Annotated in this window: 27 protein-coding genes; 11 read left to right on the forward strand and 16 right to left on the reverse strand. The window is 43.3% G+C overall.

The window, feature by feature from the left end; genetic code table 11:
* Positions 1 to 86: 86 nt before the first annotated feature.
* The 3 genes from parC to RKD52_RS11760 all read right to left on the reverse strand — a co-directional run bounded on the left by parC (position 87) and on the right by RKD52_RS11760 (position 5,345).
* Positions 87 to 2,510, reverse strand: a complete 2,424-nt coding sequence (gene parC, locus RKD52_RS11750; protein WP_454099893.1) for a DNA topoisomerase IV subunit A — start codon at positions 2,508 to 2,510, stop codon at positions 87 to 89.
* Positions 2,511 to 2,513: 3 nt separating this feature from the next.
* The gene (parE, locus tag RKD52_RS11755; protein ID WP_454099894.1) at positions 2,514 to 4,478 is read right to left on the reverse strand and encodes a DNA topoisomerase IV subunit B; all 1,965 of its coding nucleotides are present in this window, start codon (positions 4,476 to 4,478) and stop codon (positions 2,514 to 2,516) included.
* Between the two features lie 453 nt (positions 4,479 to 4,931).
* On the reverse strand, positions 4,932 to 5,345 hold the full coding sequence (locus tag RKD52_RS11760) for a CoA-binding protein (RefSeq protein ID WP_454099895.1): 414 nt from the start codon (positions 5,343 to 5,345) through the stop codon (positions 4,932 to 4,934).
* A gap of 106 nt (positions 5,346 to 5,451) precedes the next feature.
* Between RKD52_RS11760 and plsY the strand changes: the two genes are divergently transcribed.
* The 3 genes from plsY to RKD52_RS11775 all read left to right on the forward strand — a co-directional run bounded on the left by plsY (position 5,452) and on the right by RKD52_RS11775 (position 7,625).
* The gene (gene plsY, locus RKD52_RS11765) at positions 5,452 to 6,036 is read left to right on the forward strand and encodes a glycerol-3-phosphate 1-O-acyltransferase PlsY (RefSeq protein ID WP_369733202.1); all 585 of its coding nucleotides are present in this window, start codon (positions 5,452 to 5,454) and stop codon (positions 6,034 to 6,036) included.
* 99 nt (positions 6,037 to 6,135) lie between these two features.
* Positions 6,136 to 7,263, forward strand: a complete 1,128-nt coding sequence (locus RKD52_RS11770) for a CapA family protein (protein ID WP_454099896.1) — start codon at positions 6,136 to 6,138, stop codon at positions 7,261 to 7,263.
* Positions 7,264 to 7,322: 59 nt separating this feature from the next.
* On the forward strand, positions 7,323 to 7,625 hold the full coding sequence (locus tag RKD52_RS11775) for a HesB/YadR/YfhF family protein (protein ID WP_454099897.1): 303 nt from the start codon (positions 7,323 to 7,325) through the stop codon (positions 7,623 to 7,625).
* On the opposite strand, the gene RKD52_RS11780 is transcribed toward RKD52_RS11775, so the two are convergent.
* The 7 genes from RKD52_RS11780 to acnA form a co-directional block, all read right to left on the reverse strand.
* Positions 7,619 to 7,939: a hypothetical protein gene (locus RKD52_RS11780; RefSeq protein ID WP_454099898.1), complete on the reverse strand. Its 321-nt coding sequence runs from the start codon at positions 7,937 to 7,939 to the stop codon at positions 7,619 to 7,621. The two genes, RKD52_RS11775 and RKD52_RS11780, sit on opposite strands and share 7 nt — an antisense overlap.
* A 2-nt stretch (positions 7,940 to 7,941) precedes the next feature.
* Positions 7,942 to 8,364: an acyl-CoA thioesterase gene (locus RKD52_RS11785; RefSeq protein WP_369733198.1), complete on the reverse strand. Its 423-nt coding sequence runs from the start codon at positions 8,362 to 8,364 to the stop codon at positions 7,942 to 7,944.
* Positions 8,365 to 8,463: 99 nt separating this feature from the next.
* Complete coding sequence (gene tlp, locus RKD52_RS11790) at positions 8,464 to 8,694, reverse strand: small acid-soluble spore protein Tlp (protein WP_029281096.1); 231 nt, start codon at positions 8,692 to 8,694, stop codon at positions 8,464 to 8,466.
* A 73-nt stretch (positions 8,695 to 8,767) separates the two neighbouring features.
* Positions 8,768 to 8,911, reverse strand: coding sequence for an acid-soluble spore protein N (locus RKD52_RS11795; protein WP_029281098.1), 144 nt, complete (start codon positions 8,909 to 8,911; stop codon positions 8,768 to 8,770).
* Between the two features lie 66 nt (positions 8,912 to 8,977).
* Entirely contained in the window at positions 8,978 to 9,109 is a 132-nt protein-coding gene (locus RKD52_RS11800; RefSeq protein WP_081870140.1) for an FbpB family small basic protein, read from the reverse strand.
* 103 nt (positions 9,110 to 9,212) lie between these two features.
* On the reverse strand, positions 9,213 to 9,737 hold the full coding sequence (locus tag RKD52_RS11805; protein WP_454101201.1) for a TlpA family protein disulfide reductase: 525 nt from the start codon (positions 9,735 to 9,737) through the stop codon (positions 9,213 to 9,215).
* Between the two features lie 126 nt (positions 9,738 to 9,863).
* Positions 9,864 to 12,590 carry an aconitate hydratase AcnA gene (gene acnA / locus RKD52_RS11810; protein ID WP_454099899.1) on the reverse strand — a complete coding sequence of 909 codons (2,727 nt, stop codon included), beginning with the start codon at positions 12,588 to 12,590 and terminating at the stop codon, positions 9,864 to 9,866.
* Positions 12,591 to 12,833: 243 nt separating this feature from the next.
* Between acnA and sspO the strand changes: the two genes are divergently transcribed.
* Complete coding sequence (sspO, locus tag RKD52_RS11815; protein ID WP_369733194.1) at positions 12,834 to 12,983, forward strand: small acid-soluble spore protein O; 150 nt, start codon at positions 12,834 to 12,836, stop codon at positions 12,981 to 12,983.
* Between the two features lie 32 nt (positions 12,984 to 13,015).
* Here the strand turns inward: sspO and RKD52_RS11820 are convergent, their stop codons facing one another.
* Entirely contained in the window at positions 13,016 to 13,279 is a 264-nt protein-coding gene (locus RKD52_RS11820) for a hypothetical protein (protein WP_029281106.1), read from the reverse strand.
* A gap of 128 nt (positions 13,280 to 13,407) precedes the next feature.
* Here RKD52_RS11820 and RKD52_RS11825 point away from each other — a divergent pair, with 128 nt between their 5' ends.
* From RKD52_RS11825 to RKD52_RS11850, 6 genes are all read left to right on the forward strand, one after another.
* Complete coding sequence (locus tag RKD52_RS11825) at positions 13,408 to 13,554, forward strand: small acid-soluble spore protein P (protein WP_081414079.1); 147 nt, start codon at positions 13,408 to 13,410, stop codon at positions 13,552 to 13,554.
* 668 nt (positions 13,555 to 14,222) lie between these two features.
* Positions 14,223 to 14,624, forward strand: a complete 402-nt coding sequence (locus RKD52_RS11830; RefSeq protein WP_454099900.1) for an Hsp20/alpha crystallin family protein — start codon at positions 14,223 to 14,225, stop codon at positions 14,622 to 14,624.
* Positions 14,625 to 14,920: 296 nt separating this feature from the next.
* A complete protein-coding gene (locus RKD52_RS11835; RefSeq protein ID WP_454099901.1) occupies positions 14,921 to 15,115 on the forward strand; it encodes a hypothetical protein in 195 nt (64 codons plus the stop codon).
* Positions 15,116 to 15,362: 247 nt separating this feature from the next.
* On the forward strand, positions 15,363 to 15,506 hold the full coding sequence (locus RKD52_RS11840) for a YflJ family protein (RefSeq protein WP_369733191.1): 144 nt from the start codon (positions 15,363 to 15,365) through the stop codon (positions 15,504 to 15,506).
* 185 nt (positions 15,507 to 15,691) lie between these two features.
* The gene (locus tag RKD52_RS11845; protein WP_369733190.1) at positions 15,692 to 15,886 is read left to right on the forward strand and encodes a hypothetical protein; all 195 of its coding nucleotides are present in this window, start codon (positions 15,692 to 15,694) and stop codon (positions 15,884 to 15,886) included.
* A gap of 71 nt (positions 15,887 to 15,957) precedes the next feature.
* Positions 15,958 to 16,383 (forward strand): DUF2621 domain-containing protein, encoded by a 426-nt coding sequence (locus RKD52_RS11850; protein WP_369733189.1) that lies wholly within the window; start codon positions 15,958 to 15,960, stop codon positions 16,381 to 16,383.
* Positions 16,384 to 16,421: 38 nt separating this feature from the next.
* Here the strand turns inward: RKD52_RS11850 and RKD52_RS11855 are convergent, their stop codons facing one another.
* The 3 genes from RKD52_RS11855 to RKD52_RS11865 all read right to left on the reverse strand — a co-directional run bounded on the left by RKD52_RS11855 (position 16,422) and on the right by RKD52_RS11865 (position 18,181).
* Complete coding sequence (locus RKD52_RS11855) at positions 16,422 to 16,901, reverse strand: CcdC family protein (RefSeq protein ID WP_369733188.1); 480 nt, start codon at positions 16,899 to 16,901, stop codon at positions 16,422 to 16,424.
* Positions 16,902 to 16,998: 97 nt separating this feature from the next.
* Complete coding sequence (locus tag RKD52_RS11860) at positions 16,999 to 17,358, reverse strand: response regulator (protein WP_454099902.1); 360 nt, start codon at positions 17,356 to 17,358, stop codon at positions 16,999 to 17,001.
* Between the two features lie 115 nt (positions 17,359 to 17,473).
* Positions 17,474 to 18,181, reverse strand: a complete 708-nt coding sequence (locus RKD52_RS11865) for a cytochrome c biogenesis CcdA family protein (protein ID WP_203290190.1) — start codon at positions 18,179 to 18,181, stop codon at positions 17,474 to 17,476.
* A 266-nt stretch (positions 18,182 to 18,447) separates the two neighbouring features.
* Here RKD52_RS11865 and RKD52_RS11870 point away from each other — a divergent pair, with 266 nt between their 5' ends.
* Positions 18,448 to 18,627: a Spo0E family sporulation regulatory protein-aspartic acid phosphatase gene (locus RKD52_RS11870; protein WP_369733186.1), complete on the forward strand. Its 180-nt coding sequence runs from the start codon at positions 18,448 to 18,450 to the stop codon at positions 18,625 to 18,627.
* A 65-nt stretch (positions 18,628 to 18,692) separates the two neighbouring features.
* Here the strand turns inward: RKD52_RS11870 and RKD52_RS11875 are convergent, their stop codons facing one another.
* Together RKD52_RS11875 and sirA are read right to left on the reverse strand one after the other, a co-directional pair.
* Entirely contained in the window at positions 18,693 to 18,911 is a 219-nt protein-coding gene (locus RKD52_RS11875) for a YneF family protein (protein WP_029281123.1), read from the reverse strand.
* An 85-nt stretch (positions 18,912 to 18,996) separates the two neighbouring features.
* Complete coding sequence (gene sirA / locus RKD52_RS11880; protein ID WP_454099903.1) at positions 18,997 to 19,443, reverse strand: sporulation inhibitor of replication protein SirA; 447 nt, start codon at positions 19,441 to 19,443, stop codon at positions 18,997 to 18,999.
* Positions 19,444 to 19,521 lie beyond the last annotated feature (78 nt).

Raw genomic sequence — 19,521 nt, forward strand, 5'->3', positions numbered from 1 at the left:
ATTATGCACGCGTTTACTGAATACTTCTCTAAAAATAAATAAGACGCAAAAAAGACATCCCTTTAATGAAAGGGATGTCTTTTCATTTACTGGGTGACTGGCACCCACACTTCTTTAACTGACCCGGAATCTCCCTCATCGATAAAGAAAGATCCGTTGCTGTACCTGTCATTTGCGCGCAGTTGAGCTGCGTGAACTTCTTCTGTATGCCCTTTTTCTGTCTTCAGCATCAGTTTGCTCGACTGATCGACAAGGTGCATGCCAACGACTCTGTGAGGATTGTTCTTCAGCTCTCTCAGCATAATTAATCCCCGCTTGGCTCTTGAAGTCTTTTCAAATTCTTTAAGCGACATTTTCTTTGCAGCGCCCCGCTGTGTGACAATGACAATCTGTGGAATGTTTCCTGCAGGGAAAACCGCAGCGCCTGCTACTGTATCTCCCTCTTTCAGATTCATTCCTTTTACTCCTGCTGCTCTTGCGCCCACAATGCCGACTTCTTCTTCAGCAAACCACAATCCATATCCGAACTGCGTCGCGAGGAACAGATCATCGTTTCCGGATGTCATAAATACATTGACCAACTCGTCATCGCCTTTAAGATTGACAGCCATTAACGCTTTGGAGTACCTCTGGGCCTTGTACAATTTCAGTTCGGTTTTTTTGACCATCCCGTTCTTTGTGACAAAGAGCAGGTACTGCGCTGCTTCAAAATCTTTAACAGGCATGGCCTTTATCAGCTGTTCATCCCGCTCCAGGCTGACAAGATTGGCAATATGCTGGCCGAGGTCCTTCCAGCGGATATCAGGAATTTCATGAACCGGACAATAGATGTAATTGCCCTTGCTTGTGAACAGCAGAATGGTTTCGGTTGTATTAATGTCAAATTTCCCGAGCAGCCTGTCTGTTTCTTTCATGCCGAAATCCTGGCCGTTTGATGCAGAGTATGAACGGCTGCTCGTACGTTTGATATAGCCGTCCTTTGTTACGGTAACTATAACGTCTTCTGACGGAATCATCACTTCAAGGTTGATTTTTATTTCCTGAATCTCATGCTGAATGACAGAGCGTCTTTGATCCGCATAGGTTTTTTTGATTTTTTTCAAATCTGTTTTGATCACCTGATACAGTTTTTTCTCATTGTTCAGGATATCAAGAAGCTGTGCTATTTTTTCATCAAGCTCTTTCGCTTCATTTTGAAGAGCCGTGATATCCGTGTTTGTTAATCTGTAAAGCTGAAGGGATACAATGGCTTCAGCCTGAATTTCTGTAAACGCAAACTTTGCAATTAAGTTATCCTTTGCATCCCGTTTGTCCTTGGATGCCCTGATAACAGCGATCACCTCATCGAGGATAGACAGGGCTTTAATGAGTCCCTCGACGATATGCTGGCGCTCTTTGGCCTTTTCAAGGTCGTATTTGGAGCGGTTTGTGATGACTTCCTTCTGATGCGAAATATAAGCATCAAGAATGGCAGGCAGCGTCATGAGTGTCGGGCGTCTGTTATGTATGGCCACCATATTAAAATTATAAGGAACCTGCAGGTCGCTGTTTTTGTACAGGTAATTCAGGATTCCCTGTGCATCAGCGTCTTTTTTAAGTTCCACGACAATCCTCATTCCGGTCCGGTCAGTTTCATCACGGACCTCAGCAATGCCGTCAAGCTTTCGCTCAATCCGGAACTCGTCCATGCGCTTCACAAGGTTTGCCTTATTTACTTCAAATGGAATTTCTGTGATGACAATCTGCTGTTTACCGCCCCTGACGCTTTCAATCTCCGCTTTTCCCCGGATAATGACTTTCCCTTTACCAGTTTCATAAGCTTTCTTGATGCCGTCAATTCCCTGAATAATGCCTCCGGTCGGAAAATCAGGGCCGTTTATGACAGTCATGAGTTCGTCAACTGTGCAGTCCGGTTTGTCAATGCGTTTCATCACAGCATCAATGACCTCTCCAAGATGGTGAGGCGGAATGTCTGTTGCGTAACCCGCTGATATACCTGTTGACCCGTTTACAAGGAGATTTGGATACATGGCAGGCAGAACAAGAGGTTCACTGCTTGTATCATCGAAGTTCGGCACAAATTCTACTGTCCGTTTATCGATATCCCTTAGAAGCTCAGATGCAATCGGTGAAAGACGCGCCTCTGTATAACGCATCGCAGCAGGCGGGTCGCCGTCATTGCTTCCGTTGTTGCCGTGCATCTCAATCAGGAGATTGCGCACTTTCCAGTCCTGGCTCATCCTTACCATGGCATCATAAACAGATGTGTCTCCGTGAGGATGATAATTACCGATAACATTACCGACTGTTTTTGCTGATTTTCTGAAGTTTTTATCGTTTGTATTGCCGTCAACATGCATGGCATACAGGATTCTGCGCTGCACAGGCTTCAGCCCGTCACGGGCATCAGGCAGCGCTCGGTCCTGTATGATGTATTTGCTGTAGCGGCCGAACCTGTCACCTATCACATCTTCAAGAGGGAGATCGCGGTATTTTTCTTGTTGTGTCATCTGTTATTCCTCCTCTGTGACGGATAAGTTTTCGTTTTCAAGAATATTTGTTTCTTCATCAAGCCCAAATGCGACATTGCTTTCAATCCATTTTCTTCTCGGCTCTACTTTGTCTCCCATAAGAGTTGTTACCCGGCGCTCAGCACGTGCAGCATCATCAATGCGCACCCTGATAAGCGTTCTTGTTGCAGGATCCATCGTTGTTTCCCAGAGCTGATCAGCATTCATTTCGCCAAGACCCTTATAGCGCTGGATCATATATCCACGGCCGACTTTTTTCAGTACGCCCTGAAGTTCTTCATCAGACCACGCATACTCGATGACGGCTTTTTTTCCGGTGCCTTTGCTCACCTTGTACAGGGGAGGCAGGGCAATAAACACTTTCCCCGCTTCAATCAGCGGTTTCATATAACGGTAAAAGAAAGTAAGGATCAGCACCTGTATATGGGCGCCGTCTGTGTCGGCATCCGTCATAATGACAACTTTGTCGTAATTGCAGTCGTCCACCTGAAAATCTGCACCGACACCTGCGCCGATCGCATGAATAATGGTATTGATTTCTTCATTTTTGAAAATATCCGCAAGCTTCGCTTTTTCAGTGTTAATCACTTTTCCGCGCAGAGGAAGAACTGCCTGAAAACGCCGGTCTCTCCCTTGCTTTGCTGAGCCTCCCGCAGAGTCTCCTTCCACCAGGTACAGTTCATTTTTCTGGGGGTTTCTTGATTGTGCAGGCGTCAGCTTCCCGCTCAGCGTCGCTTCAGACCGCTTTCGTTTCTTCCCGCTTCTTGCTTCTTCCCGCGCTTTTCTGGCAGCTTCTCTTGCCTGATAGGCCTTAATCGCTTTTCTGACTAAAAGCGTGCTCGTTTCCGGATTTTCCTCAAGAAAATAGGCAAGGTTCTCTGAAACAACAGCATCTACCGCTGATCTTGCCTCACTCGTTCCAAGCTTACCTTTGGTCTGTCCTTCAAACTGAAGAAGCTCTTCCGGTATGCGGACAGAAACTATAGCAGAGAGGCCCTCGCGTATGTCTGATCCATCAAGATTTTTATCTTTTTCTTTTAAAATGCCTGTTTTTCTGGCGTATTCATTAAAAGCGCGTGTCATTGCGGTCTTCGATCCAGCTTCATGTGTGCCGCCGTCTTTCGTGCGCACGTTATTGACGAAAGAGAGAATATTCTCCGAATAGCCATCATTAAACTGAAAGGCAAATTCCACTTCAATGCTGTTTTGCATCCCTTCGAAGAAAACGACGTTATGAAGGGAATCCTTTTCTTCATTAAGATAGGATACAAAGGCTTCAATTCCGGTTTCATAATGATAGACTTCTTTCGTCTGATTCCGGTCGTCAATCAGTTCTATTTTTAAGCCTTTTAAAAGAAAGGCTGATTCGCGTAAGCGCTCGCTTAATGTTTCTGCATTATAGGTCGTTGTACTAAAAATAACGGGATCCGGCTTGAAGTGAATAATTGTGCCCGTTTTGGCTGATTTCCCGATCTTCTCAAGCGTTGTAACTGGTTTCCCGCCATTTTCAAACCGCTGCTGATACGTAAATCCATCGCGGTGAATGGTGACAGTCACCCATTCAGAAAGGGCATTTACAACCGATGCACCTACACCGTGAAGTCCGCCGCTGGTTTTATAGCCTCCCTGACCGAATTTTCCTCCTGCATGGAGAACAGTCATGATGACTTCCGCTGTTGGTTTTCCGAGTTTGTGCATGCCGGTTGGCATCCCCCGGCCTTTGTCTGTAACAGATATACTGTTGTCTTTATGTATTTTGACAATGATATGGTCGCCAAATCCGCCGAGTGCTTCATCGACGGAATTATCCACGATTTCATAAACGAGGTGATGCAGTCCTCTTGCATCCGTGCTGCCGATATACATCCCCGGTCTTTTGCGCACAGCCTCAAGCCCCTCTAATACTTGGATCGCATCATCATTGTACTCAAATTGCTGCTTACTCAAACGATTTAAGCTCCTTTCAAAAAAAACAAGTACCGCTGATAATAAACTGTCCCGCAAACCAGAACGTACGTTTGTATCTATTGTATCTTACATCCGGACAGCGTGACAAGCCTTTACCTATTACTCTTTTTAAGTTTACCATTGATTAGAAATGACAGCGTATAAAAATAAATGCCTATGCTATATTTTATCTGCTGCCGTAAGATTCGCAAACTAAATCTTAGCAGATGTACGGCAAAATTGAAAATTTTTTGGAAAAATGTTGAATTTGCTCTCACCTTTACAGACGCGTCCGATAACAATCATTTTTATCCAGTATTGGGCTGAATCTCATCTGATATGCAAAAAAAGGGGAAAGCATTCCTCTCATAGCTATTTATCGGCCCGTTTGCCGCTGTGTTGATGGTGTGGGACAGACAAAAAAATCACATGGACATCGCCCATGTGATTTTTTTATTTTGTTAAAGCATGTTCAACTTTAATACAGCGGTCCATAATGACGGTATATCCTTTATCCTTAAGTAGCTTGTAGGCTTCCTCATTTACAAGCCCGAGCTGCGCCCAGAACACATCCGCGTCTGCCTCAAGAAACTCTTCTGCCACAGGCAGGAGATGTTCGGATCTTCTGAATACATTTACAATATCAATGTGTCCGTCGATTTCTTTTAGAGAACTGACTGCTTTTACTCCCAGCACTTCTTTAACCATAGGATTTACCGGAATAATTTCATACCCTGCATCCTGCATAGCTTTGCTGACCATGTAAGACGTTCTGTCAGGCTGATCGGACAATCCTACAACAGCAATGCGCCTGCTTTTCTTTAAAATCTTGCCGATTTCTTCTCTTGATGGGATTTCTATATTCATCCTTGGACACTCCTTTTTTGGTTTTTTCTTTTTATGACGTAGTCTTAAGTGCTAGTTACATGATAAAATAAGATTATCTATTTTTAAAGTGTTAGGAGCGGATCCATTGTTCATTGCTGCCATTATTATTTTAGCTTATTTGCTGGGTTCCATTCCTTCAGGCCTGATTGTAGGCAAAGCGGGATACGGAATTGACATCCGCGAACATGGAAGCGGCAACCTTGGAGGTACGAATACGTTTAGAACGCTTGGGGTTAAAGCCGGTTTGCTTGTTACTGCCGCAGATATTCTGAAAGGGACCCTTGCAGCCTCTCTGCCCGTTCTTTTCGGATTTGAAGGTGTTCACCCGCTTCTGATTGGCGTATTCGCTGTCATCGGCCATACATACCCGGTTTTTGCAGGATTTAAAGGCGGAAAAGCCGTTGCTACTTCAGGCGGCATTTTGCTTTTCTCGGCACCGCTGATGTTTGTTACGATGCTTGCGGTCTTTTTTCTTTTCCTTTACCTTACGAAGTATGTATCTCTGTCGTCCATGCTGACGGGCATCTATGCGGTCGTCTTCAGCATCTTTTACGGTGATGTCATTCTGACGTCCGTTGTCAGTGTGCTGGCCCTGTTTGTTATATACCGCCACCGTGCAAACATTAAACGCATTAAAGAAAAAACAGAACCTAAAGTAAAATGGATTTAAAGCTGCCCCTGGCGGCTTTTTCTGTTTTCCGTAAAACGTTTTCTTTTTTGAGCACTTCGTATATGATGAATGAAAAGAAACCTTATAGGAGATACCATCATGAAGAAAAAATGGATTATTACAGCCGCTGCAGCCATTGCTGCAATGGGCACAGCTGCCTTTTTCCTGGCAGCAGACCCCGCTGAAGCCCCTCAAAAGAAAGTGGAGCTTCATCAAACCATCCAGACAAAGCATCAGCCAAAATCGTTTCAGTCTGAGCTGACATTGTCTGCAATCGGAGATATTCTCATACACGGCAGAGTATACAATGATGCAAAACAGCCTTCAGGTACATACGATTTTAAGCCTATGATCAAAGATGTAAAACCTCTGATTGGACAGGCCGACATCACATTTGCCAATCAGGAAACGATGATCGGCGGGACAGAAATCGGGCTGTCTACCTACCCTTCTTTTAACAGTCCCTTTGAGGTGATTGACGCTTTTCAGGATGCAGGGGTTGATATTGCAGGGATAGCGAATAACCACACGCTTGACAGAGGAGAAAAAGCGATATTAAATGCAACGGCGCGCTACGACGAGATTCAGATGCCTTATGTTGGCTCCTACCGCAGTCCGGAAGATGCTGAAGAGCCGAGAATCTTAAATGTCAACGGCATTAAACTTGGATTTCTCGCCTACACATACGGAACAAACGGCATTCCGGTACCAGATGGAAAACCCCATCTTGTGAACCTGATTGATAAGCCTAAAATGAAACGGGAAATACAGGAAATGAAAAAACAGGCAGATGCGGTCATCGTCAGCATGCACTGGGGAGTTGAATATATCAGGCTCCCGAACGAAGAACAGCAGGAGCTTGCCCGTTTTTTGGCTGATGAGGGCGTTCACCTTGTCATCGGCCACCATCCCCACGTCCTGCAGCCAATGGAATGGGTGAATGGACAGGACGGGAACAGAACTTTTGTCGTCTACTCTCTCGGAAACTTCCTTTCGGGACAAGTCAGCGACTATAAGGATATTGGCGGTATTTTCTCCATTAAAATCAGCAAAAAAGCGGAGAATGGAAACAAGCAGATCCAGCTCGATGAACCATCCTTTGAGCCGACGATTGTTGTGAGTCAGAACAATCGCACATACCGTGTAAAAGAACTGAAAAACGTCAATGCTGCCCAAAATAAAGAAATTCAGGAGCATATGTTTCAATACTTAAACCAAAGAGAGTAAAAAAATGCGTTTTGATTTGCTTTTTCGTGGTAAAGTATGAGAGAAGGAGTGAAGCTTTCATGAAAATACATATGAGTGACGAAGCTGTAAAATGGTATCAGGAAGAAATGAACATCGAAAGCGGGGACTCTTTTCGCTTCTTTGTGAGATATGGCGGCAGCAGCACCATTCAAAAAGGTTTTTCGCTGGGTGTTGTCAAAGACTTCCCTAAAGAAGCCGGTGCCAAAACAGAGAAGAACGGCATCACGTTTTTCATCGAGGAGAGCGATGTCTGGTACTTTGATCAGAATGATCTGATTGTCGATTATGACCATGATAGAGGCGAACCTGTATTTGACTATAAAAAACCCGCAGATCAATGATCCGCGGGTTTTTTCTTCAGATGAAACCGCTCAATATGGCTGCTCAGCCCATGATCCTTCAGAACTCTGAGCTGCAGTTCCCCCATAAGGTCATAATGCGGCAGGTTTTTGTAGTCATGAATCCACTCTTTTTTCAGCCCGTATCTTTCTCCCCACCTGATTAGTTTGCCCACGTCAGAACATCCTGCTTTTGTGACAGCATGCGAGTTCTTGAAGCGCGGATCCATCCAGAAATGAGTAAGAAAGGCGATTTCACCTTTTTCCACTTGCGACTTCCACTCGTTAAGTTCGCTCCGATTTATCCCGAATGCCAAGGTTATCCCTGCTTTTTCGCTTTCTCGTATGCTTTATGCCATTCAGGATAAGCTTTTCGAATTTGAATGGGTTTAAATGTATCCTTTTTTACACACACGTGGTTGGATACGGCCTGAAGAGCAAGCTCTCCTTGGGGAGTGTACATTTCATAGCCATAGGCTACTTTAAATCCATTGTACTCTTCAATCCATGTATGGACTGTTACAGTATCTCCATATGTAAGCGGCTTTTTATAGCGGACCTGCAGGTCGATAACAGGTGAAATAACGCCCTCTTTTTCCATTTCAGCATAAGAAAAGCCAAGGTCCTGAACAAGTTTTGTTCTTCCTACTTCCATCCAAATCAGATAATTGGCATGATAGACAACGCCCATCTGATCTGTTTCTGCATATCTTACTTCTATTTCTTTTTTTGAAACAAGCATCTAGTTCCTCTCCTAATCACACCATGAATATCCATTATCATACCATAAGCTTTTTTTTCGCACAAAAATAGAGACGGCACAGAGCCGTCTCCTGTACGGTTACTTATAACCGTTTTCTCGCGCAGAAGCTTCATCTTTAATTTCAGAACGGAAAGCCTGTATGCTCTCTTCTCTGCGCTCATTTTTTGCTTCAATGCGCGCACGTTCCTCTTCATTTGAAAATTGCAGGCTGTCCTGGGATTTATCGATGTTTTCCATTGTATTTTGAATCATGTCCTGCAATTTTTCTACGTTATCAGAGCGATCATCCGGATTTGCTTTATAGGCCATATGAACACTTCCTTTTCTAAGATGATGGAAAATGGAGCTGATTAGTTAACATAATAAAATTATGATAACTTGATTACTCTCCTTTAGTCTGCATAACCTGTGCATGTTCATTCGATTTATTCTGCATCTGTTTTCCCTTATTCCCGCCAAAGCCTCTTGACTTTGTTCCGATATGGTTCGGGGTAAAGTGGCTTTGTTTGTCATTTGAATTTGTCATGGTCACTCGCCTCCTCTCCATTATCTTCTCCAGAGAGAAAGCGAACATGACAGCCAAGTGTTGGATTTAGCTGAGCTTGTCAAGCAGACGCTGCTCGACTCTTTCCTCAAGCTTATCAAGAGCTTCCTGATCTTTCATGAGCTCTTTTTTATTTTCGAGCACTAACTCTTCAAACGTCATTTTTTTCATTTTTCTCATGCAGTACACCTCCATATGTATTACATCCATTATTTCCAATAATCTGTAAATTAATCGAGGATTTTTAAATAAATGAAAAAAGACTGTTCGTTATGAACAGTCCCTACAGTTCCAGAAGTTTTTCCATCGTTTCCTTTGTCATTCCTCCTCTTGATATATTCAGTATACTGCCTTCCTCATCAAGGAAATAGGTCGTCGGATAGGAATAAACCTCATATTGAATGCTGACGCGGCCATCCTTATCAAGTGCCACAGGGAACGTTAATTTCCGCTTTGAAATAAACGTTTCCACATCATCGAGGCTTTTCTCGGCGTTCGTCATATTTACAGCCAGAACAACCAGTTCTTCCTTATGCTCATCCTGCAGCTTTTGCATTTCCGGCATTTCCGCTTCGCACGGCGGACACCATGTCGCCCAGAAATTCACCATTACTTTTTTGCCTTTCACATCATCAAGCGTAACGGTCTCTCCACTAAGTGTTTCCATTTCAAATTCCGGCGGTTTGTTGCCTATTTCAAGTCCTTCTTCAGGTTCTTGCAATATGGCAAACCAGACGGCATAGCCTGCTAAAAACACGAGCAGTCCTATGGCAAGTATTCTCTTCACCGTTTTTCCCCCTTGGTGCATGCTTGTCTGTTTATGTATATGCTGTCCCCAAATGGACAAGTCTCTTTTTCATTAAATCATCTCTTTTTCAAAAGAACAACTGAATTGAACAAAATAAAAAAGGGCGGAAGTCCGCCCTCTTTATCATCAGCCTTTGATCTTCTCGCGAAGAACCATTTGAAGAATTCCGCCATGGCGGTAGTAGTCAACTTCAACATCGCTGTCGAAGCGGACAAGCACTTCAAATTCTTTTGCATTGCCTTCTGCATCAGTCGCTCTCACTTTCACATGGTCGCGCGGCTTAACCGTCTCGTCAATCAGCACTTCGATTGATTCAGTTCCAGTCAAACCAAGCACTTCAGCATTTTCGCCTTGTTTAAACTGGAGCGGCAGAACGCCCATGAATACAAGGTTGCTTCTGTGAATGCGTTCAAAGCTTTCAGCAATAACCGTTTTAATGCCAAGAAGATTTGTGCCTTTAGCAGCCCAGTCGCGTGAGCTTCCCATTCCGTAATCTTTGCCGGCAAGAACAACAAGGCCTGTACCGTCTTGTTTGTACTTCATGCATGCATCGTAAATGGACGTTACTTCACCAGTAGGCCAGTACGTAGTGTATCCGCCCTCTGTTCCAGGTGCTACTTGGTTTTTAATGCGGATATTGGCAAATGTACCTCGCATCATCACTTCATGATTACCGCGGCGTGAACCGTATGAGTTAAACTCTCTAGGGCTTACGCCTTTTTCCTGCAGGTAGCGGCCTGCCGGCGTGTCTTTTCCGATTGAACCTGCCGGTGAAATGTGGTCTGTTGTCACAGAGTCACCAAACTTAGCTACAACGCGGAGATTTCTGAGCGGTTCAACAAGACCCGGCTCCGGATTCAGGTTCTCGAAAAATGGAGGGTTCTGAATGTAAGTAGAATCCTGATCCCATTTGTAAAGAGCCTCATCTGTTGTCTGAATGGCATTCCAGCGTTCATTGTCGTCAAACACACGGCCATATTCCTGTCTGAACAGTTCAGGAGTTACCGTTTGCTTAACGATTTCATTAATCTCATCCATAGAAGGCCAGATGTCATCAAAGAAGACATCATTTCCGTCTTTGTCTTTTCCAAGTGAATCATTTTTAAGGTCAATGTTCACTGTGCCTGCAAGTGCATATGCCACAACAAGCGGCGGAGAAGCAAGATAGTTTCCTTTTACCAGTGGATGGATGCGTCCTTCAAAGTTACGGTTTCCGGAAAGAACGGATGTAACTAGTAGATCGTTTTCAGCAACCGCTTTTTCAATTTCATCAGCAAGCGGACCTGAGTTTCCGATACAAGTCGTACAGCCGTACCCTACAACGTTGAAGCCTAATTGGTTCATATATGGCAGAAGGCCGGAATTTTCAAGGTAGCCTGTAACAACTTTTGAGCCTGGAGCTAAAGAAGTTTTTACGTAAGCCGGCACCTTCATTCCTTTTTCAATCGCTTTTTTCGCTACAAGACCTGCACCTACAAGAACATAAGGATTCGATGTGTTTGTACAGCTTGTAATGGCAGCAATCGCAATCGCGCCAGTCTTCATTTTTGTCACTTCGCCGTTTGCAAGCGTAACAGAAATCTCTTTTCCTGCTTCTGCAGCTTCAAGACCAAAGCCCTGATTTCCGGCAGGTGCAGCAAGAGCTGTCTGGAACGATTTTTGCATAGCAGAAAGAGGAATTAGATCCTGAGGTCGTTTAGGTCCTGAAAGATTCGGCTCGATTTCTGCAAGGTCAATTTCTACAACCGAAGTGTACGCAGGCTCCACATCAGGCGAGAAGAAAAGTTCGTTCTCTTTGCAGTATGCCTCAACCATATCAACAAGCTCGCTGTCGCGGCCAGTAAGCTTCATATATTCAAGTGATTCGCCGTCAACCGGGAAGAATCCGCATGTTGCGCCATACTCTGGTGCCATGTTGGCAATTGTCGCGCGGTCTGCAAGCGGAAGCTGCGGTACGCCAGGTCCGAAGAATTCCACGAATTTGCCTACTACGCCTTTTTGGCGGAGGACCTGAGTCACTTTCAGTGCAAGGTCTGTAGCCGTTGTTCCGTTTGGCATTTTACCTGTAAGTTTAACGCCAATTACTTCAGGAACCGGGAAATATGAAGGCTGGCCAAGCATGCCTGCTTCAGCTTCAATTCCGCCGACACCCCATCCAAGAACACCGATGCCGTTGATCATTGTCGTATGAGAATCTGTTCCTACAAGTGAATCCGGATATGTTTCAAATGTGCCGTCTGCACCTTCTACAGCGTGAACGACATTTGCAAGGTACTCAAGGTTTACCTGGTGAACGATTCCTGTTGCAGGAGGAACCGCACGGTAGTTGTTAAACGCTTTCTTAGCCCAGCTCAAGAATTGGTAGCGTTCTGCGTTGCGCTCGAACTCAAGCTCCATGTTAAATTGAAGAGAGTCCAATGTACCGGCTTTATCAACCTGAACAGAGTGGTCAATGACAAGATCAACCGGAATCTCCGGATTGATGACATCAGGATTTCCGCCGATGTCAGCCATTGCTTTTCTAAGGGATGCCAAGTCAACAACGGCAGGAACGCCTGTAAAATCCTGAAGGATGACGCGTGATGGCTTAAATGGCACATCAAGTTCTTTTTGCTCAGCTGTGCCCCATTTTGCAAGGTTTTCAACGTGCTCTTTTGTAATAACTCTTCCATCTACCTGTCTCAAAACAGATTCAAGCAGAACTTTAATGGAATACGGAAGTTTGGAAACATTGCCGATTCCTGCATCTTCTAATGCTTTTAATGAATAATAGTTGTATGTTTTTCCGCCTACTGTAAAACTTTTACGCGCTTGGAAAACATCGTGATGTGCTAATTGCTCTTGTTTCGTCATATGTTTTCTCCCCTTTTAAATCAAAATCGACGTTTGTGTCGAAACCTCGGTCTCTCCCACCAATTACTTCGCACATGTTCATCTTAATACATGTTTTAACATAAGTAAATAACAATGCTGTTATCAAAGTACATAAGTAGTTCTTATAGTTGTAAACTTCAGATCTTTTTCAATAGAAAGAATTGTAACCGCGCACATCAATTTTAAAAGAAAACAAACACTATCAGCATGGGGGTGACAGTTATGGCCAAACGCAAGGCTAACCATGCAAATGAAGGCATGAATGCAGCTTCCGCTCAAGGAAAAGGGGCAGGATACAACGAAGAATTTTCAAATGAGCCTCTATCAGCAGCGCAGAAGCAGAATAATAAGAAACGCAAATCTAATCAATAAACAAAAAACGACGGATTTCCCGTCGTTTTTGTTTATTGTTCTTCAATATTTACTTCAGCAACAATCTTTGACAAATCTCTTCTGTATTGTTCAAGTGTTTCCCTCTGCGTCTCTGATGCAACTTCAAGCGCATTGTTGATCTGTTCATAAGCTTCGTTGATCTCTTCTTTTAAATGACTGAGCTGAATCCCGTAATCCGGTGTTTCTGCTGAAAGCTGCTGGTACATATTCTCCGCCTGTGCAGTCCCCTGCTGTGCGGCCTGAAACGCCTGCTGTTTATTTTTATGATAAGGCATGATTTTCCCTCCTTAAAGTGGCTGAATCTGTCTTTATTTTGGTTTTTCAATGGTCATATTATACAGCCTCCCTTTTGCATGAAGGACCTGCCATTGCATCATGATATAGATAAAGGAAGGTGACACTAATGACAAACAAAAACAACAGCAAAGACATGCACAAAAACGCACCAAAAGGAAACAACCCCGGCCAGCCCGAACCGCTGGACGGATCCAAAAAAGTAAAAAACCGCAACCACACAAGGCAGAAAAATCATTCGCATCATGATATGTGATTAGAAAAGCGGAAGCGCCTTGCTTAGCTCCGAAGGACAGAAAAGGCTCCGCCGGAAAAAGCCGGGTTTGCTTTTTTCGGCGGAGCCGTTCTGGCCGAGGAGTTAGGCGCTGGAGCTGGACAACGTGCAGAGCTCAATGAACGTAATGACGCCTTTAACTCTTAAGCATAGATAAGAAATCCCCTGGAAAGTCCGGGTTTGACTTTTCAGGGGATTTTGTTCTGGCAGAGGAGTTGGCTGATGGAGCTGGACAGTGTGCATAGCGCAATGAACCAAAAGACGTCTTTAACTCCTAAGCATACATATGATATCCCCTTAAAAAGTCCGCTTTTGACTTTTTGGGAGATTTTGTTCTGGCAGAAAGACTAGGAGGCGGAGCTGGACATTGTGCAAACCACAATCATTTCCCCCCTCCCGCTGCCACCAAATACAGCAACTATAAAATTGCACAAAACGGCCCATCCGTTCGTGCAATTTTTCTTTTTATGCCAGGCATGAACAACATCAGCAGGAAATAAACTGAACTATAGAAAGAGCCCCGCAATTAACTGTTGCTCAGCTTCCGCATGTCAGCTTCACAGCATTTCTGCACAATCTGTCTTCTATTCACGTCCTGATAATGAGCTGAATAAAATGAAAGTAGCATGGTTTTTGGAGGTCAACATGAGATGGACAAAAAAAAGCGTTCAAAACCATCTGATTTGAGCTGTATCGAAGACTGGATGAACCAGTTCTTCACAGACCCGTTCTCTGCCCTCCTTGATTGCAGATCCTTCCGGGTGGATTTGTTTGAAACAAGCGAGGAATACATTGTTGAGGCAGAGTTCGCAGAGGTAAAACCGGAAGATATACAGATTAGAGCTAGCCGGGAAACGCTCATTATCACAGCACAGACTGCCGGGCAGACGACAGAATCAGATCAGCTGGAGAGATCCGTTCTACTTCCCTTTTCACTTGAGAATAAAAAGATTGAGGCTATTTTTTCAAATGATATTCTTGAAGTAAAGATATTTAAAGAAGGCAGCTGCTCACGCAAAAGCTCATATATACCTGTTCAATTTGCTCATTAAAGCAAGCTGTGCTTGCTTTTTTATTGTTACACCAGAAAATTATAAAGAGTAAAAGACTGTGGAAAACATAAGAAAGTTATCCTCGGTAAGCGTAAGCGCCTAAATCCTCTGTCAGAACAAATCCGTCAAAAAGTCTAACCCGGACTTTTCCACTGGATTCTTTTCTGCCTATCGGATCTGACCAAGGCGCTTGCGCTTTTGTTTTCCCCGCCAAAAACTGCGCAGAAAGTGTCATTTTGTAGGTTTCTGCTCAGACAAGTCCTTCTTGTCCGGCATATGTATAAGGAAGAAGGAGAGTGTTTGCAGTGGGAGTCTATATTAAAAATCTTGTGATCAACGAAATTACTGGCGGCACAGTCAATTTCGGCAATTGTATCCGCATGTCTTCGAATGAAGCGAGCAAAACCGTTCAGGATTCTGAACAGCCGTCTGAGGAAAATGAAACGGCATCCGAACAGATGCCGCGTTTACAATTCAGATGGTTTTTTTGAAGGTTTGGTGCTTTGGGCCTGAACATTGATTTCTATTTTTTTGATCAGCTGATTTCCGCACCGAGGACACATTTTGTTTTGTTCCAGGAGCAGCATGCAGTTTGTGCAATAGAACTTTTCCATTTAAGAAACCCCCTATCTTTCAGCGTATGTTGACAGGGCTTAAATGTTTCTTTTTTCTGTCACTGCCGTTCTGAAAACGGATGGCAAAACATATTTTTTTCTAAAAGACAAAAGGGGTATGCTTATGGCTTATTACGGCTCCAAAGGATGGTATGTGAAAGCACTCAGAGAAATGGGAATCACCAGGCACCCGATTGAGAGAAGAAAACTGAAAATGTACAAAACGTTTGTCCTCCGGAATTTATATGATCAGGCACTTGAGAAATAAATGAAGCCTTTGCACATCCGTTTTCCACGCCAAAAAAGACATCCTGCTGACAGGAAGTCTTTTCTTTTATGTCAAAATACCTGAATTACCCTACAAATTTTTACAAAAATATGAAAATAATTCTTTTTTATAGGCTGATTTAATCATATAATAGAAAGAAAACGCCATTTCTAGGAGGAGCGTTTATGACATTATTGTATGAAATTCTGTATTTGCCGACAAATTGTGGAACGATCAGGGTCGATTTGTCTTATAAACGCTCTGTCTATATCGCTCATGCCGAACTGCTGGGCCACCTGTCAACGGGCAAGGACCGCAATAAACTGACAGCCGTCAAAAAATCCCTTCTTGAGCTTTCAAAGCAGGTCCATTCCGGCTGAGACAGCCTTTTCAAGCGATTTCCCCTGGTGTATAATAATAGCAGATTGATTGACGGACGGGGGTTACAACTATGCTTGACGGCTGGTTTCTATGGTTCATACTGTTTTGGGTCGTTTTTCTTGCAGGAATGCTCGCAATAGGCGGGTTTTTCATGTTCCGGAAATTTTTAAAGCGCTTGCCTAAAGAAGACGGAAAATCAGATCTTGATTGGGAAGCGTATTATATTGAACAGACGAGGCACTTATGGAATACAAGCCAAAAGCAGCTGCTTGAGGATCTGGTGGAGCCGGTTCCTGAACTTTTCAGGGATGTAGCCCGGGCTAAAATTGCAGGCAAAATCGGCGAGCTGGCACTTCAGGAAAATGCGGGAACTATTACACAGGACCTTGTGATTCGCGGATATATAACAGCTACTCCAAAGCGCGACCATAAGTTTCTTTTAAAGCGTCTTAAAGAGAAAGATATTGATCATACCCCGTACAGGGCATTATTTTAAAAAACCCGCTGGCTCAAATTTATGAGCCCTGCGGGTTTTTATGTTGCCTGAATGTTGGATGGAGGAAGCTGATTTTCAAGCTTTCTGAAAGACAGATACATGGCGATTCTCCACGGAACGATCATTCCGAAAGCAAGAATCCAGAACATGCCGCTCAATTCACCGACATCAATGCTGTTGCTCAAATAAAATTTAAGTGCAATCCTGATAACGAGAAGCCCGATTAATATAAATGCAAAGGCTTTTGAACGCTTCAGGTAGATTTTATCTTCCTTGACTTCAAAATTTGATGTTTTAATAAGAAAGATGGAGAAAAAGAACCCCAGTGTGATCGCTTCCAGGAATTCAAGCGGCGTCACCCTGAACATCGGGTGCAGAAACATTAACGCTCCCGTGCTCATAAAAATCGGCGGCAGGATAATCTTTCTGGCACTTGCGGGTTTCTTAGAAGCTCTCATGCGGATCATCATGACGCCAAGAGCCATGATAACAGCAGCAATTGTTGAGAAAATGACCAATGTGATCAATCCTTTTTAAAATGGTTACTACTATAATATACTACTGAAGCAAATAAAAAACCATCTCTTTACACAAAAGATGGCCGTTCCATGCAATTTACCCCAGAACGCGGTAAACCGCGTCGTTTACTCTTGTTTCATCAAATGGCTTCGTAATAAAATCCTTTGCTCCTGCTTCAATGGCCTCTACCACCATTTTCTGCTGGCCCATTGCCGAGCAAATAATGACTTTGGCAGCGGGATGCATTTCTCTTATCACTCTCAAAGCTTCGATTCCGTTCATTTCCGGCATCGTAATGTCCATCGTGACGAGGTCCGGTTTAAGTTCTTCATAAAGTTTGACTGCTTCGGCGCCATTCTCCGCTTCTCCTGCAATCTCGTGTCCTTTGGATGCGAGAATCTTTGATAAGGTTAATCTCATGAATTTGGCATCATCAACAATTAGCACTCTGGCCATGCAAGCGCCTCCTTTTTAAATCGACGAACGCAAGATCTACTATTCTATGAGATATTATATCAAATTTCAGAAGAAAATGTAGTAAAAAAGGCTCAAAAATTTCTAAAAAATAGGTCTAAAATCCCGTAAAGCCTCCAAAAAGCCTGCTCATCACGATAATAATCTTTGTCATCCAGTTAAAAAACAGCATGATCCCAATGATGATCATGATCCATCCGCCCGTCTTCATAATAACCAGGCTGTGCTTGCGGATCCATCCCAGCTTTCCAATAAAGAAGGCCATGATAAAAAAAGGAATGGAAAAACCGAGTACATAGGCAAACATATAGAGCATAGCAGAACCTGGATTGCTCAGTGTAAGCCCAAAGACAGCTGTAAGAATAGGTCCGGTGCATGGTGTCCATCCTGCTGCAAAAGCAAGACCGATAAGCACGGAACCGATATACCCCGAGGGTCTGTTTTTTAATTCAAACCGGCGTTCCTTCATCAGAAATTCCGGCTGCAGAACACCCACAATGACAAGCCCGAAGAGAATGATTAAAATGGCGCCAATTTGTCTGATCAGATCATTATAGCCAAAGAAGAAATCGGCAATAAAAGAACTTCCAAATCCAAGAGCAATAAAGATAATGGAAAATCCAATCAGGAAGCACAGTGTGTGCAGCATACTCCGTTTTTGAAGCATCGCATTTTCTGTCTTCAGCTCCCCGACTGAAACGCCTGTTATGTATGACAGAAACGCAGGATATAAAGGCAGACAGCAAGGAGAGATAAAAGAAAGAAATCCTGCTCCAAATGCTAAGAATACATTAACATCCGTCATCCATGCATCCTCCTTTCAACTTTAAAGTCACACTATATTTTAGCAAATACTGCCTGAAAAACATATGTTTCACTGTGTGACAGTTTTATGTCAATTCCTTAACATCTGCTCAAAATGATTTATTCGGCCCGGACTTCCCTTTATAATAGTCATATATTAAAGAAAAAAATCCTTATTTTCCCTTCGAATTATTTTCCATTTTAGGATATAATAGAAATTACCAGCAAGGTTCGTGCAGAACTTACATACAGAAAGGACAAGTTTTCGTGTCTAAACAAGAACTCTTAAAACTAATTGAAAAAAAACGAGCGGAAATGATCGAAATTGCCACTAAAAATGGAATTAATTCGAACGTGTCCATTCAATACAGCCAGGAACTGGATCACTTGCTGAATGAATACAACCGGTACAGCTACTCTGCCATGAAACGGGTTACATATTCTTAAAAATCCCCGCAAAAAAAGCACGCTTTGAAAGCGTGCTTTTTTATTAAAATCCCGCAACCGGGTTTTTATTTTGCCTGATTGTTCATCATTTTCATCATTTGGTTGATTTTCTTCTGGGACGGTTTCATGCCCATTTGCATCATCATCATTTTTAACATTTGCTCGTTAATTGGCGGATTTTTCTTTAAATAACTCATCATATACTGGCGAGCAATGAAAAATCCTAGTGCTACTCCGGCAAGCAAAGCCAGAACGCCTACTAGAATGACTACCCACAGATCCATCGTCTTTCCTCCTTCATGTTGTCTATTTTACAGTGTACTAAACCATAGGATATTATACAACATATACTCTATAATTTCTGCCTTTTTAGACAAATTTTCTTTCTTTTATAGGTTTTAGCCACCCGTGCCGCTTTTCCTCAAAATCCATCGCTAAAAAGCATGAATCCGCCTTTCTGAGAACTTCAAAGAAAATCGCTTCCATGTCAAAGCTTCCTTCTGACGTGACTGTAACCGATCTGTCACCCGTTTCAAGGATGGCTCCTCCCTGCATGGATTCACTCTCAATATGATGGCGGTTGTGGGAATATGCATAGTTGTATCGTCCGTTTAAGCTGCTGCTGATCATCTCATCTATATAGTCTTTCGGAATTTGTCTCGTAATATAAGTAATTTGTTTTTTCAGGTGAATAAACTCAGGCTGTTCAGGGCTAGTCCGCATATATTCCTGAAAAAGCTGAAAAAGCTTTACTTCACGGCCAAAAAAGTGATTCGCAAACTCTTCCTCTATTAAATAGACAGTGTAGTGTCTCATGCTTTCACCCTTCCGTATGACGGTTACCCATTATTATACTGGAAAGTTGAGGAAGAATTTTGTCTAAATGAAAGGAAA

The sequence above is a fragment of the Metabacillus sp. SLBN-84 genome (assembly GCF_053629595.1).